Origin of the sequence: Pseudomonas sp. SF2, assembly GCF_036858055.1 — a bacterium.
In the GTDB taxonomy this organism is placed as follows: Bacteria; Pseudomonadota; Gammaproteobacteria; order Pseudomonadales; family Pseudomonadaceae; genus Aquipseudomonas.
In genome coordinates this window covers 253,736-267,845 of record NZ_JAMBDI010000007.1, presented here as the reverse complement: position 1 = coordinate 267,845, position 14,110 = coordinate 253,736, and the positions used below count along the sequence as shown (strand labels likewise).

At 60.6% G+C, this 14,110-nt stretch carries 13 protein-coding genes; all 13 read right to left on the bottom strand.

Going from position 1 to position 14,110, the window contains the following annotated elements; all coding sequences use genetic code 11:
* Positions 1–7: 7 nt before the first annotated feature.
* On the bottom strand, positions 8–1,693 hold the full coding sequence (trbL, locus tag M2S36_RS05090) for a P-type conjugative transfer protein TrbL (RefSeq protein ID WP_333956797.1): 1,686 nt from the start codon (positions 1,691–1,693) through the stop codon (positions 8–10).
* Positions 1,690–1,863 carry a hypothetical protein gene (locus M2S36_RS05085; RefSeq protein ID WP_156510856.1) on the bottom strand — a complete coding sequence of 58 codons (174 nt, stop codon included), beginning with the start codon at positions 1,861–1,863 and terminating at the stop codon, positions 1,690–1,692. The genes trbL and M2S36_RS05085 overlap by 4 nt, the downstream gene beginning before the upstream one ends.
* Positions 1,860–2,672 (bottom strand): P-type conjugative transfer protein TrbJ, encoded by an 813-nt coding sequence (gene trbJ / locus M2S36_RS05080; RefSeq protein WP_333956796.1) that lies wholly within the window; start codon positions 2,670–2,672, stop codon positions 1,860–1,862. The genes M2S36_RS05085 and trbJ overlap by 4 nt, the downstream gene beginning before the upstream one ends.
* A gap of 23 nt (positions 2,673–2,695) precedes the next feature.
* Positions 2,696–4,087 (bottom strand): TrbI/VirB10 family protein, encoded by a 1,392-nt coding sequence (locus tag M2S36_RS05075; RefSeq protein WP_333956794.1) that lies wholly within the window; start codon positions 4,085–4,087, stop codon positions 2,696–2,698.
* A 6-nt stretch (positions 4,088–4,093) separates the two neighbouring features.
* Entirely contained in the window at positions 4,094–4,537 is a 444-nt protein-coding gene (locus tag M2S36_RS05070) for a conjugal transfer protein TrbH (RefSeq protein ID WP_333956793.1), read from the bottom strand.
* Between the two features lies 1 nt (position 4,538).
* Positions 4,539–5,429, bottom strand: a complete 891-nt coding sequence (gene trbG / locus M2S36_RS05065; protein WP_186671597.1) for a P-type conjugative transfer protein TrbG — start codon at positions 5,427–5,429, stop codon at positions 4,539–4,541.
* A 10-nt stretch (positions 5,430–5,439) separates the two neighbouring features.
* On the bottom strand, positions 5,440–6,204 hold the full coding sequence (locus tag M2S36_RS05060) for a conjugal transfer protein TrbF (protein WP_063912335.1): 765 nt from the start codon (positions 6,202–6,204) through the stop codon (positions 5,440–5,442).
* The gene (locus M2S36_RS05055) at positions 6,201–8,759 is read right to left on the bottom strand and encodes a VirB4 family type IV secretion/conjugal transfer ATPase (RefSeq protein WP_333956792.1); all 2,559 of its coding nucleotides are present in this window, start codon (positions 8,757–8,759) and stop codon (positions 6,201–6,203) included. The genes M2S36_RS05060 and M2S36_RS05055 overlap by 4 nt, the downstream gene beginning before the upstream one ends.
* Positions 8,756–9,067 carry a conjugal transfer protein TrbD gene (locus M2S36_RS05050; protein ID WP_063912333.1) on the bottom strand — a complete coding sequence of 104 codons (312 nt, stop codon included), beginning with the start codon at positions 9,065–9,067 and terminating at the stop codon, positions 8,756–8,758. The genes M2S36_RS05055 and M2S36_RS05050 overlap by 4 nt, the downstream gene beginning before the upstream one ends.
* Before the next feature lie 3 nt (positions 9,068–9,070).
* Entirely contained in the window at positions 9,071–9,466 is a 396-nt protein-coding gene (gene trbC / locus M2S36_RS05045; RefSeq protein ID WP_333956791.1) for a conjugal transfer system pilin TrbC, read from the bottom strand.
* Between the two features lie 14 nt (positions 9,467–9,480).
* Positions 9,481–10,437 (bottom strand): P-type conjugative transfer ATPase TrbB, encoded by a 957-nt coding sequence (gene trbB / locus M2S36_RS05040; protein ID WP_256202908.1) that lies wholly within the window; start codon positions 10,435–10,437, stop codon positions 9,481–9,483.
* A 439-nt stretch (positions 10,438–10,876) separates the two neighbouring features.
* Entirely contained in the window at positions 10,877–11,935 is a 1,059-nt protein-coding gene (locus M2S36_RS05035; protein ID WP_333956790.1) for a PA0069 family radical SAM protein, read from the bottom strand.
* 77 nt (positions 11,936–12,012) lie between these two features.
* A complete protein-coding gene (locus M2S36_RS05030; RefSeq protein WP_333956789.1) occupies positions 12,013–14,007 on the bottom strand; it encodes a M3 family metallopeptidase in 1,995 nt (664 codons plus the stop codon).
* Between the last annotated feature and the right edge of the window lie 103 nt (positions 14,008–14,110).

Sequence of the window (14,110 nt, the reverse complement as noted above, 5' to 3'; positions counted from 1 at the left end):
TCCTTGTCTAGGCTTTTTCCTGTTTGCTGTCGCGATAGGCTGCCACCTCGGCAGCCGGGTCAAAACTTCGGCTGGATGAAGCAGTGTCCAGCTTGGTCGCGTTGCTGGACCCGGGTTTGGAAATCTCTGCAGCCAGTTTCCCAGCGAAGCTCTTGTCGATACGCGACTGGGCCATCTGTCCCATGCCGGAGAGCAGACTGGCGCCCATATCGAGAGCGACACGACCAGCAGTACCTGCCTTGCTGGATAGGCCACCGTCGCTCCTTCCAGCGGTCCCCTTGGTTTGAGTCGCACCGCTGGATGACCCAACTGTCTCGACGCGACCGCTCCCGCCAGCCGCTTGAGCCAAAGCCTCAGAACTGCCGGCGGATGCGCTTTCCGTGGATCCTCCTGGACTATCCTGCATCGACCCACCCGCACTGGCCTCGGAGCCAGCGCCAGCAGAACCCTCCGAACCGGCGCCAGAGTTTTGCTCACCAGCGGCGGACGCTTCACCTGCCATCGCTGACATCGAAGAGAGCGCAGAGTCCGCCCGCCCCCCAAGGCTCCCAGAAGCTACCGATGCCAACCCCATGACGCCACTCAATGGGGTGGCTCCGCCAGCACTATTATTGGTACCTGCACTATTGCTACCCGCGCTGCTGTCACCGCCAGCACTGCCACCACCGCCCAGCATTCCGGAGATACGCGAAGCGATATCCGTGCCTGCTGCCACACTGGATTGCGAACCTTTGAATGCCGAATACATGGATTGCGCCGCACCGGCCATATTACTCGCCATGGACATGGCCGTTGAAGCAGCGCCAGCGGCAGCGCCGGCAACGGCGCCTGTGCTGAACGAGCCAACAGAACCTGCTGCGCCGCCACCGCCAGGGATCAAACCGGCAACCATATTGGGCAAACTGTGAATCAGCATGGCGAGCACAAGGGCCACAACGCAAATGACCAGAAGCTGGCTGATCGACGCACCGTTGGCTATGTCTGCTAAGTGGCCATTAACTACAGACGTAGCAATCCCGATCATCAGGGTCATGGTCAGTAGCTTCATTCCAAGCCCGGCCACGGTGCGGAAATAGCCCATGGCGATCTCGGACGTCCAGCGCGAGCCACCGAAGCCAAGCACAAACATGCCGGCGTAGGCCATAATCCACGCGGTTACTAGGACAAGAAGAACATTGGCAGCCACTGTGGCCAAGCACACCAAAATGATCAGGGAAACCAGAATGATCCCAATGCTATCGATAGGGTGGCGCATGCTCAAGCTCTTGAATGACCGCTCCAGAATATCGAATGCAATATCTACGGGCGTAGAGGGATTTAGCTCCGCCACCCCACCAGCCTTGGCCCCGATGGTCATCATCGAGCGGATAATACTCATGGCATATTCTGGTCCGTTGCGCAGTAACCACAGGTAAAAACCTGTAAAAATGCAGAACCGAAGAAATTCAGCAAAGAACTCACCGATATCTGCTTTACGTAGCGCCATGAAGCCGAAGGTCCAAACAAGGGAAATGGTGGCCAAGGTCCAGAACAACCAGGTTGCATAACCCTGGATGACGCTGGCCCAACCATTGGTAGCTTGCTTGAACTTGTCGACCACATCGTTCAGGACCCCTGAGTCGGCTGCCGCTGCCGTTTGCGAAAGCAATAGCAAAGACAGCAAAGCCACCCACCAGAGGACGCGCTGTCTCATGGTGTGTAACCCTTGCTCTTGCTGCGGTCAGTAGGACCGCCCATGTCCCAGAAATCTTTGGACTGCTGTTCTTGCTCCTTGGCCTTCTTTTCAACTTCAGAATCCCAGCAGCCGCTCAGCATTACAGCGGACAAGACAACGAGAACGGCAATATTGATAGCGTGTTTCATGGTGTATACCCCTTGCTTTTGCTGCGGTTGGTTGCGCCTCCCATGTCCCAGAACTGCTCGCTAGCAGCCTGATGCTGGGCATCCTTGTCGGCTTCAGCTTGCATCTTGGTGGCGAGTGCGTTCTGTTGAGCCATCAGCAGAGCACGTATTTGCAATAACTGGTTGGCTTGTTGGCTTGCCAACTGGTTGGCATAGCCGATGGCTTGCATCTGCCCCTTCGCATCTTGCGCATCTCGTTGTAGGTCCTGAAGCCTGTCAGAATCGCGCCGGATATTGGCCTGCTGTTGCTCGAGGCCTTGGAACATAGCGTCATTGGCCTTTTTCTGACTACGGCTAGCCTGTTCCTGGCTCTTTTCCAGATTAGCCCGCTCGGCATCAGAGCAGCCCGATGCAGTGAAGCATGGGCTATTTCTGTAATAGTCGAGGTCTTGGAATTTGCTCAGGTACTGCTCCAGGCTACCCGCCTGTTGCTTGTAGTACTCCAAAGTGTCGGTAGCGGCTGTTAGCTTTTTTATGGTGTCCTGCGCTTGCCCCCAGATGTTCGTCACAGGTGCCGCAGTGTTCTGCAACATGTTGGCGTACTGTTCCTTTTGCGTTGTGAACTGCTGTACCTGAGTCAGAAATTGATCTGACTGCATTTTGTACTCTTCGATCTGCTTAAGTGTCTGCGCGATGCTTTCGGCCATTGTGACCTGATTCAGGGCAACGTTCGCCCCATCGATAACAGGAATACCGGCTTGAGCCTGCAAGGTGAATCCCAGACCGGCCAACAGCGCAATCGCAGGTTTCACTAACGTCGTAGACTTCATGTTCCTCTCCTTGGCGTGTGTCATCAGTAATCGAAGGACTGGTAAGGCTTCGAGAACGTCAGGTCCTTGGTTACCATCACGTTGAAGCGATACCCCGGACGAATCTCCAGCGTGGGCGCAATGTTCAGGTTCTTCGCAATCATCTGTGCGGTAACCTGGCCGAGTTGCTGGCCGAGCGCTTCACTCATGGCGCTGCTGGCCGTCTCGCGGTCGGAGCTGTCGCTGCTGGCGCGGTCCTGGCTGAGGCTGATACCGGCAACGATGCCGGACATCAACAGGGCCGACCCAAAGATCCGTACGTAGTGGTTGTTGACCTTGTCTTCGAAGCCGGAATAGCCGCCCATGTCTGCGCCAGGCATCGAGCCGATGTCCATCGCCTTGCCATCAGGGAAGATGATGCGCTGCCAAGCGACCAGTACGCGTTTCTGGCCGTAAGCGACATCGCTGGAGTAGCTGCCGACCAAGCGCGAGCCTTGCGGAAGCAGCAGGTGCTTGCCGGTGGCCGTGTCGTACACCGCCTGCGATATCTGGGCCATGATCTGCCCCGGCAACTCGGAATTGATACCGGACACCAGCATGGCTGGAATAACGAAGCCTGCCCGCAGTTCGTAGGGGCTGCGTGGCGCCTCAGGGCTGGCATCCAGCCGCCAGCGATCTTCGCCAGGGGTGTTGCCGAACTGCTTGTAGTCCTTGCCGCTGCTGGCCGACGCCTGCATCAGGAATGGCGAGTCGCTTTCTGCTCCGCCACCACCGCCCGCGCCCGCACCAATGCCGGCAGAGCGCAACTCGGCCAGTCGGGCTCTGAAGGCCGCATTCGGATCACTGCGCGATTGTTCATCCAGGCGTTGACGCGCGGCAGCGATACGGGCCAGGGCGTCCTGCTGACTGAGCGGGCCACCAGCACCGCCAGCAGCACTCGAGCCCGCGCTGCGTGGCGCCGTGACCTGCACGGTGCTGCGTGCCTGAACGGCTTCCTGGAGCTGCTGCATCTTCATGCGCCGAATGCGCTCGAGCTCTTCGGCATTGACGTCTGACAGCATTTCACGCGGTGGCATGGGTGGTGCGTCGAGGTTGGTCGGTCGCACAACCTGCAGGCCGGCCGGCTGGGCTTGCGTGTTGTCCAGCACCGGCAAGGCCGGCGGCTCGGCCTTGCTCGGGATGATGCCATCCGAATCGATGCCGTTGATCTGCTGCGCAAACAGGCTGCTGTTGCCGGCTTTTTCAGCTTCCTTTTCCACCGGCTTGTTCTGCTTCTCCGCACGATCGGCTGCGACCAGCAGCATGATCAGCAAGAAGGTCATGGCAGCACCGCCAATGATGTACATCGGCCAGTTGTTGACCCGGCGCACACCAGCGCTGCGGTTCAGCTTGCCGGGGGACGCGTCCGGAGACATGGCGTCGTTCATGTTACTCATTGCTCGTCACTCCTTGCGCACCCAGGCACCTGCGGCAAACAGGCGGCCGTTCTGTACCGCGTAGACGCGGCTCAGGGATTCGCGCCCGACCAGCAGGGTGACGCGGAACAGCTCGCTGTCCTTGGGCGCATCGACGATATAGTTGACTGGCAGCGGCGCAACCGTACCGGCCGGCGTTGGCGCAGGCTGGGCCTTGGGGTCGAATTCCTGCACCGAGAAGCCGGCAGCGCGCAGCGTGCTCACCAGCGAGGCGCCATAGCCATCGGGGGTTTCCTGGTTGATCCGCAGGCGCGTGCTGGCCGGTGGGTGAACCACGGCCAGCTGGCGCACGGTGGCACCGGCCAGCTGCTGGTTGATCGCCGGCGTGGTGCGCTCGGCGAAGTTGCCATATGGGCCGCTTGCGCACGCGGCGAGCCAGAGGGGGGCGAACAGTGCAATCCATGCGCGCATATCATTTACCCCGCTGGATGGTGATACGGTCCTGGGACTTTCCGACACCGGCAATCAGGATGGCCTTGTCGAAGACGGTATCGACGATGTAGCGGTCGCCCTGGATGCGGTAGTTGACCATCACGGTCTCGTCATCGCGGAACCAGCCACCGTCCTTGCGCACCACCAACAGCGACGGCGCTTCGGTCTGGGCCATGCTGCGCGGCATCTGGATGATGGTCTTGCTGCCATCGTTGTAGACCCGCACCGGCTTCCAAGAGGTATCGCCGCTGACGGTGTAGTCGAAGTTCAGGTTGCCCAGGTACTCACCGGTTTCCGGAATGGTCGCCTTCTTGCGCTCGGTCGCTTCGCGGTTCTTGATCAGGTTCCATTTCGCCAGTGCCTCTTCCGGATAGGTGAAGGCGACTTGCGGCATGTACTGGGTACGGTGCGAGCGCAGCTTGAAGTGGTAGGTGCGACGGTTGGTGGTGACCACCAGGGAGGTTTCCAGCCCCACATCCATCGGCTTGATGATCAGGTGCTGGACCTCGCTCTCGCCCATGCCGGTGATGGCCGGCTCGACCGTCCAGCGTGCAGTGTCGCCAAGGTTGATCGAGTTGACCTGCTCACCGGCTTGCAGGGCGATGTCGCAGACCTGCAGCACGGCGCAGACGATACTCGGCTGCTGGGCGCCATAAATGAAACGGGCGGTGCCGTCGCCGCCGTCCACTGGCTTGATGCCAGTGGCGCTGGCCTGCTGCCAACGCTGGGAAATGGCCAACGCGGCCTTCTCTTGCGGCGTCAGGGTCGGATTGGCGTCGGAGAAGTACAGATCGGCCTGGCTTGTTCCTGGCGCGGCCTGCGCGAACGCGGGCAGGAGTGCCGCGAGGATGGCGCAAAGGTAGCGGTTCATGGTCGGTCCTTCAGAGTTGCTTGGACCAGGAGAAGTCGCGCACGTAAGTCCCGATCGGGTTCATCCGTATTTGCTCTTCGCTGGTCTGGGTAGTAGGTTCGGCGGTGTAGGTGGTCACCAGGGCACGCCAGTTGGCCTTGCTCTTGATCAGGCCCTGGCGGTCACGGGTGACTTCTTCCCAATCGACCTGCCAGGTTTCCGGGGTCTGCTGCATGACCGAGCGGATATCGACGCTGACGGTTTCCTCGGCTGCACGCAGGAACGGGCTCGATTCCTTGGTACCATTGAGCCACTCGTTCATCTTCTGCGTCGCCGCGTCGTTCGGCGCCAGCAAGGCGTACAGGCGGAAGATCGATTTGCGCAGAAGTGCGACATCCGGTGTAACGGTGCGGGCATCCGCGATAAACAAGGCCACCTGTGACTTCACCACCCGCAGGTCGACGGGCTGGGCCACCTGCGCCGGCGCGACTGCCATCGGTTGGCCGAGCTTGTCGACTTCCACGACGTAAGGCACGAACTTGGACTGGCTACCGATATGGATGATGCCGCCGACACCGGCAAGGGCGACCATCATCGAAAGGATGCCTACCACCTGCCAGGACTGACGCGAAGTCACCACGCTACCAACATGGTCGTTCCACGTACGACGGGCGGTGAGGTACGGGTTATCGAGCACGGCACCCTTGGGGCCGGCCGTGTTGCTTTCACCGTTAGTGGCGGAAGCCTTGGCGGGGCGTTTCATGACCATCCCCTTGATACTTTCAGCGAGGCTCATGCGGCCACTCCATAGTCGTTCAATCTGAGGCCCCTGGCCGCCAGCCACTCGGCCACCCAGCCATCACCGTACTTGGCTTCCAGGCGCTTGATGGCGGCCACCGACTCTTTGTCGGAAGAGCCGACGAAGGCCAGCGCCAGCGGGCCCAGGGCCAGGTCGTAGAGGCGTCGGCCGTTCTCCGACACGTAGTAGTACTGGCGCTTGGGAATAGCGGTGGCGAGGATTTCGATCTGCCGGGCGTTCAGCCCCATGCGCCGGTAGAGGGCAGCGGTGTCCTCGTCGCGGGCATAGACGTTGGGCAGGAAGATCTTGGTGGCGGTGGACTCGACGATGACATCGAGGATCCCCGAGTTGGCCGCGTCCGACAGGCTCTGGGTGGCCATCAGCACCAGGCAGTTGGCTTTACGCAATACCTTGAGCCACTCGCGGATTTTCTCGCGGAAGGCCGGGTGGCCGAGCATCAGCCAGGCTTCGTCGAGAATGATCACCGCGGGCTGCCCCTTGAGTGCGCATTCAATGCGGCGGAACAGGTACAGAAGCACCGGCAAGGCGTACTTGTCGCCCAGGTTCATCAGTTCCTCGATCTCGAACACGGTGAAGTCGGACAGCGCCAGGCCGTCTTCCTCGGCATCGAGCAAGTGGCCCATCGTGCCGTCGACCGTGTACTGGCGCAGGGTTTCACGCACGGCCTCGTCCTGCACGATGATGCAGAATTCGGACAACGTGCGGGAGCCGTCGCGGTACATGGTCATTACCGCATGGCCGATCTCGTTGCGCTGCGCCGCGGTGGTCTCCAGACCATTGAGCGCCAGCACGGTGTCCAGCCATTCCATCGCCCAGGCGCGGTCGCCCTTGGTTTCAAGGAATTGCAACGGGCAGAAGGCCAGGCGCTCGTCGTCTGCCGCCACGGTGAAGTGACGACCGGACAGACCTCCGCTTTCAGCACGAATACCGGCCGCCAGCGGGTACATGGACATACCTTTGTCGAAGGCGAAAATCGACATGCCCTGATAGCGACGCAGCTGAGCCGCAATCAGTGCCAGGTGTGTTGACTTGCCAGCGCCGGTCGGGCCGAACATGAAGGTATGGCCCAGGTCCCGCACATGCAGGTTCAGGCGGAACGGTGTGGCACCGCTGGTCACGCAGTGCATCAGCGCTGGCGACAGGGGCGGGTAGAGTGGGCAGGGCGCATCGGCACTGCCGGTCCAGATGCTGCTGGTAGGCAGCAGGTCGGCCAGGTTGAGGGTGTTGATCAGTGGCCGCCGCACGTTTTCCACGCCGTGCCCAGGCAGGCTGCCGAGGTAGGCGTCGAGCGTGTTGATCGATTCGATGCGGGCGGCAAAGCCCATGCGTTCAATGGCTTTCTCGACCTTGCGGGCAGCTTCTTCCAGCTGGGCACGGTCCTCATTCATGAGCACCACCACACTGGTGTAGTACCCCTGCGCAACCAGGCCGCTATTGACTTCGGCAATCGCGTCGGCGGCGTCCTGCACCATGGCCAGGGCGTCCTGGTCGATGTTGCCATTGTTGGTATTGAATACCTGGTCGAAGAAGCCGCGCACTTTCTGCTTCCACTTCTTGCGGTACTTTTCCAGGTGCTGGACCGCCTCATGGGTGTCCATGAAAATGAAGCGGCTGGACCAGCGGTATTCGCAAGGCAGTTCAGCCAGCGCCGCGAGAATGCCGGGGGCTGACTCCAGCGGGAACCCTTCGATGGCCACTACCTGGACGAAGTTGCGACCAATTTTGGGTACTACGCCCCCCCAAAGTTCCTTGCCGCCGATGACAGCATCCAGGTACATCGGGTTGCTTGGCAGCAGGACCGGCTGGCTTACACCAGTGACACAGAACTGCACCCAGCTGAGCAGGTCGTCATGGGTGATCTCGGCACCTTCCTCGGTGACCATGCGGTTGCCTTTCAGGCGCGTCAACTTGAGCACCGAGGAAAGGCTGCCTTCGACGCCGAGACAGTCACGCTTGAATTGCTCGATCAGGTTACGTGTACGAGCCTTGGCGTCTGGCGGCGCAGTGTCGTCGTCGAACATCAGTTCAACGAATTTCTGTTGCGCCAGCATCGGTGGGAAATAGGTGAGGGTCAGCACGAAGTAACCTTCGTACATGGTCCCCAGCGATTCGAAGTACGCACGGCGCTCTTCGTCGATGGCTGCAGTCAGGCTGTCAGCGAAGTGCGAGACACCTTTCGCAGAGTAGTTCGACGCCGGACGGCGCACCGCATCGACGTGGATCATCCAGCCGTTACCCAGGCCGGCCAAGGCCTGGTTGATGCGCAGCGAAACCAGTTCGCGCTGCGCTTCGGTGCTGCTGGCGTTGTCATCACCGCGGTACAGCCAGGCGGCCATGAAGGCGCCGTTCTTGCCCACGATAACGCCATCGTCGACCATCGCCGCATGGTTCAGCAGGTCGGCGAGGCCAGCGTCTTTCGAGCGATGCTTCTTCAGCTTGAGTTCGGCATCCACCTGCAGCAAGCGCTGAACCAGCAGCAGTACCAGCAAAGCACCGAGGGCAGCGATGGCATACGCAATACCTTCGATCATTTGTATTGACTTCCCTGACTTGGAGGATTGTCCCTGAACGGCGTGCTACGCGCCGGGTAATAGGACTTGTAGCGGCGATGGCGCAGGTAGACGTGACGCATCTTCGGGTCGGCCTTGGCCATGACGCGGAGCACGAACAGGGCACCGAACCACAGCACCAGGCCGACCACGGTTGCCCGAACTTCCTGGGCACTGAAGATCAGCGCGAAGGCGAGCAACCCGGAAAACATCACCAGCTCGCGATCCCCGCCCATGAACAGGTTGTCCCGGTTTCCGGCCCGCCGGATGGGAATCGTGCGCAGGGTCATGGTTCAGACCTGACCTTGCACCGGACCATACTGCGGCAGCAGCTGCGCCAGCTCGGCGCTGGTGCCGAAGAAGGTGGTCATGATGTTGTTGGCGCCAACGATAAGTGCCATTACCAGCACCAGGAAGATCAACGTACGGAAGAAGCCATTGAGGTCACCGCCGAAGATCAGGACGCCCCCCGCGACCACAATGCCGATGATCGACAGGGCGAAAGCAACAGGGCCGGTAACCGATTGACGCAGAGAGGTCAGCCAGCTCTCATAGGGCAACGAACCACCGGTGCTGGAAGAGGCGAAGGCGTTTTCCGGAGCCACCATCACAGCCAGCAACAGGAAGCTGAAGGCCAGGTAACCGAAGGTTTGGGCGTTGAAGCGGAACAGCGAGGTACTGGCTTGCATGTGCGATATTTTCCTTAAAGGTTGCGCATGAGGTAACGGCCGTTTTCGTACCCGGAAACCTCGAGGATCTCCTGGACGCGACGGCCTTCTGGGGTTCTGGCGATGGAAATGACGACATGAACCGCTTCGCCAATCAGCGGCTCGATCTCGGCTGGGGCCGATTTGTTGCGGGAAACCAGGGACTTCAGACGGGTCAGCCCCTCGCTGGCGCTGTTGGCATGCAAAGTAGCCGCGCCACCGGGGTGGCCGGTGTTCCACGCATCGATCAGGTCAAGCGCCTCTTCGCCACGCACTTCACCGACCAGGATGCGATCGGGGCGCATGCGGAGGGACGTTTTGAGCAGGTGGGTCATGCTCACGTCCACGGTGGTGTGGTACTGCACGAAATTCTTCGCCGCGCATTGAATCTCGCCGGTGTCCTCGATGATGAACACGCGCTCGCTGGGGAACTCGACGACCATTTCGTTGATCACCGCGTTGACCAAGGTGGTCTTGCCGGTACCGGTACCACCGATCACCAGGATGTTGCGGTGCTCGCGGATGGCGCGCTTGATCGCATCGCACTGGGCAGGCGTCATGATCGACGATTCGACGTACTGGTCGAGGGTGTAGATGGCCACTGCCTTCTTGCGGATGGCGAAAGTGGCTGCGCGCACGACCGGCGGCAGCTGGCCGGCGAAGCGCGAGCCGTCCAGCGGCCATTCGCCTTCGAGCAGTGGCTTGCTGCGGGTCACTTCCTTGCCATGGAAGCCGGCCACCGTCTTGATGATGGACTCGGCCTGCGCCGGGCGCAGGTCGCCAATGTGCTTCATCGGCTGGCCCAGCTGCTCGAGCCAGAGTTTGCCGTCACCATTGCACATCAGCTCGACGGTCTGAGGGTCGTTGAGCGCATCGATGATGAGCGGGCCGGCATCGCGCTCCAGCTTTTTCCTGGCGCGATCTTTCAAGCTGGCAGTTTCTGCAGTTTCCACACTTAATCGTCCATGAAAATGATGCCCGCCCCCATTCATGGGAAGGGCATTAAAGCTCCCTGCTGCAGCTCATCGAACTTGAGTGAATCGAAGCCTTCTTGGCTCCATCGAACTGGCGACCGAGCAAAAAATTCGCTGATCAATGAGCGGCCATTTAGAAAGGCGCGGAGATTACCGGAGCGAATTTTCCTACACAATTAGTACCAAAATGCCACCACACTGCCCCACCAAGACCGCTCTGAAAGGGCTCAAAACCAAGGTTCTAGCGCTCTGTCGCATCAATTCGTAATGAAATTGCCTTTACGTTTTGCTAGAAAAACATGACGCAGTTCACATTTAACCGCGACGTATTCTTACCTGACTTGCGCATGAACTCGAGCAGTTCACCAATCAAGGTCATATTGTGATCACGCGTAACTGTTCAAAGATCAACAACCCATCAGAGCAATAGCAACTGGCCACCTGGAGGACTGAACTTCGTACAGTCAAGTACTTGGGAATCTCGCCCTTCGAAATCCAGTTTGCGCATGGTCTTGGCGAAGCGTTGAGCCAGCAATTCGGCAAATACCCCTTCACCGCGCATGCGCACACCAAACCGGCTGTCATACAACTCGCCACCGCGGCTCTGGCGGATCAGGCTCAACACATGCGCCGCCCGCTGCGGGTAATGATCCTGCAGCCATTGCTCGAACAACGGCGCCACCTCCAGCGGCAGGCGCAACATCATGTAGGCCGCGCTCTGTGCGCCAGCCTCCCTGGCCGCCTCCAGCAGGCGCTCCAGTTCACTGTCGTTGATCATTGGAATCATCGGCGAACACAACACGCCCACTGGCACCCCCGCCTCGCGCAACACGCGGATCGCTCGCAAGCGCGCCTTGGGTGACGCCGCACGCGGTTCCAGCACCCGTTTCAGGTCATCGTCCAGCGTGGTCAGGCTGATCATCACCCGCGCCAGGCGCTGGCGGGCCATCTCGGCCAGCAGGTCAAGGTCGCGCAATACCAGCGAACCCTTGGTGACGATGGTCACCGGGTGGCGAAAACGCAGCAGCACTTCGAGCAGGCGCCGGGTCAGCAGTTGCTCCCGCTCGATCGGCTGGTACGGGTCGGTATTGGAGCCCAGGTTGATCGGTGCGCACACGTAACCCGGTTTGCTCAGTTGTTGCGCGAGCACCTCGGCGGCATTGGTCTTGGCTATCAGCTTGGTCTCGAAATCCAGGCCGGGGGAAAGGTCCCAGTAGGCGTGCGAAGGGCGGGCATAGCAGTAAATGCAACCATGCTCGCAGCCACGGTAAGGGTTGATGGAGCGGTCGAAGGGCAGGTCGGGCGAAGTGTTGCGGCTGATCACCGACTTGGCCGTCTCGACTCGCACCTCGGTGCCCTGGGTTTGCGGCACCTCCTGGCACCAGCCATCATCCTCCGCCACCGAATGGCTGGGGGCAAAGCGATTGTGCGGATTATGTGCCGTGCCACGGCCCTTTTGCGGTGCTGGAGGAATCATGGCCCACCCCGTATACTGTATTCATATACAGTATAGTGCGCGCCATAATCTTTCCAGCACCTCCGGTCAGCGTCCCCTCACTTCAGGCCATGCCAACGCAGGTAGGGCAGCTGGCTCGGCTGCCGGCCAAGGAACAGCTCGATGCCTTCACGCAACGGGCGCGATGCCCCCGGGGCAAGCAATGTCTCCTGCAGCGCCCGGCCTGTGGCCCGATCCAGCAGGCCTTGGGCCTCGAAGCGGGTGAACAGGTCAAAGGCGTGCACATCCGACCACAGATAGGCGTAATAGCCGGCATCATAGCCGTTCACCAGATGGTCGAAGGCGTGCGCCGGGTGCTCGAAATCGGCAAGGGGCCAGTAGCCAGAATGCTCACGGGCATCGCTCAGGCGCTGTTCGAGGGACCGGCCATCGTTCGGCGTACCATGCAGGTCCAGGTCGAACAGCGCCAGGCTCAGATCGCGCGCGGTTTCCTCCACGCCTTGCTGCCGCAAGCGGCGCAGGCACTCATCGACCCGCGCCCGGTCAAGCTGGCTGCCATCGTGCTGGTGCGACGAGATCGCCACCAGGTAATCAGCGTCCCAGACCCAGCGCTCGAACAGCTTGCCGAACAGCTCCACGCCATCGGTCCCGAGTTCTGTGACGTTGGACATCACGTGGTTGGTCGTGCGCACCAGCAAGTGGTGCAAGGCATGGCCAAACTCGTGGAACAGCTTGCGCAGTGACAGATGGCCCAGCAACGGCTGGCTACCCGGCAGCGCTGCTGGCACGTCGCTGTAGACCACCACCGAGGCCGCCTGGTAGATCCCCTCGGCATCGACCCGGCGGTTGCGAATGTAGGTGGTGAACACCGAGTCAGGCTGCTTGCCGGCATGCTGTACGGCGTCCAGGTAGAAGAAGCCGATCAAGGCGTTGTCCTGCCACACCTCGAACGGTTGCACGCTGTCATCCCAGGTTGCCAGCGGCCTGGCCTGCAGCGTCACGTCAAACAGCTTTTCCGCCAGTTGCTGCAATGCGCTGACCACAGCATTCAGCGGGAAGTATTCGCGCAAGGCTTCGGTGGGCAGCACCGTGCGCGACGAAGCCTGCAGGTAGGCAATGTCCCAGGGTTGGATATTCCCCAGCCCCTTGGCTGCGGCCTGGCGCTGCATGTCTGCGCGCCACTGCAGCATGGCCGGCCGCACATGCTCGGCCAGGTCATGAAGAAAGCCGCGCACATGGGTAACCGAACCCGCGCTCTTCACATGCAGGCTCTGCTCCAGATGGCTGGCAAAGCCGAGCAGGTGAGCCTTTTCTTCCAGCAGCCTCGCCAGTTGCTCCAGGAGCGAGCGATTGTCCTGCTGCAGGCCAAGGCCGACGCCTCGTGTGTTGTAAGCCCGGTACACGCGCTCACGCAGCTGCCGGTTGTCAGCATGTTTGAGCACGGCATCGGTGGTCACGCTTTCGCACGCAATCAACCAGCCTGGCTCTCCCGCCTCTTGTGCCCTTGTAGCCAGCTCATCACGGATGCGTTGAGGTATACCGCTCAGTTCGGATTCATCCGTGACGCTCAGCCCTGGCCTGTTGATGTTGCTGCGAAACGCCTCCCGCGCAGCGCTAATCTGTTTCAGGAGCTCGGCCAGGCGTACCTTGCCTGCAGGGGCGAGCGATGCACCACAGGCGCTGAACTTGTCCAGATGCCAGCGCAACGTGGCGCGTTTCTGGGCATCCAGCTGCTTGCCGATGTCGCTGTTGGCCAAGCGCTCATACAGGGCCTGCAGTGCAGCGTTGGTGAATTTCTGGTCGAACCGCTCCGTGGTCTTGGCAAAGAAGTCGATAATGGCCGCGGCCCAGGCTTCATCCCGGTCAACCAATGGCGAGGCGGCATACAACACCGCCAGCAGCTGGCTATCCAGCCCGTCAACCGCCAGCACCATGTCATCCCAGGTTGGCATGGCCTGCTGATCGAGGAGGATGCGTTCGATGCCTTGCTCGTGCGCCAACAGCACGTGTTCAAAGGCGACTTGCATGTTTTCGATGGTGATCGCCGGATAATCGACGGGGATATGGCTATTTTGCAGAAGTGGGTTGTCCATGGCGCAACACCTTGCTCGTAGAAAAGAGCAGGCGAGCTTGCATGGCCAGCGTACAGCAGGTGGCCTGACTATCTACCACCTGGGCATACCGGCCCGGGCACGG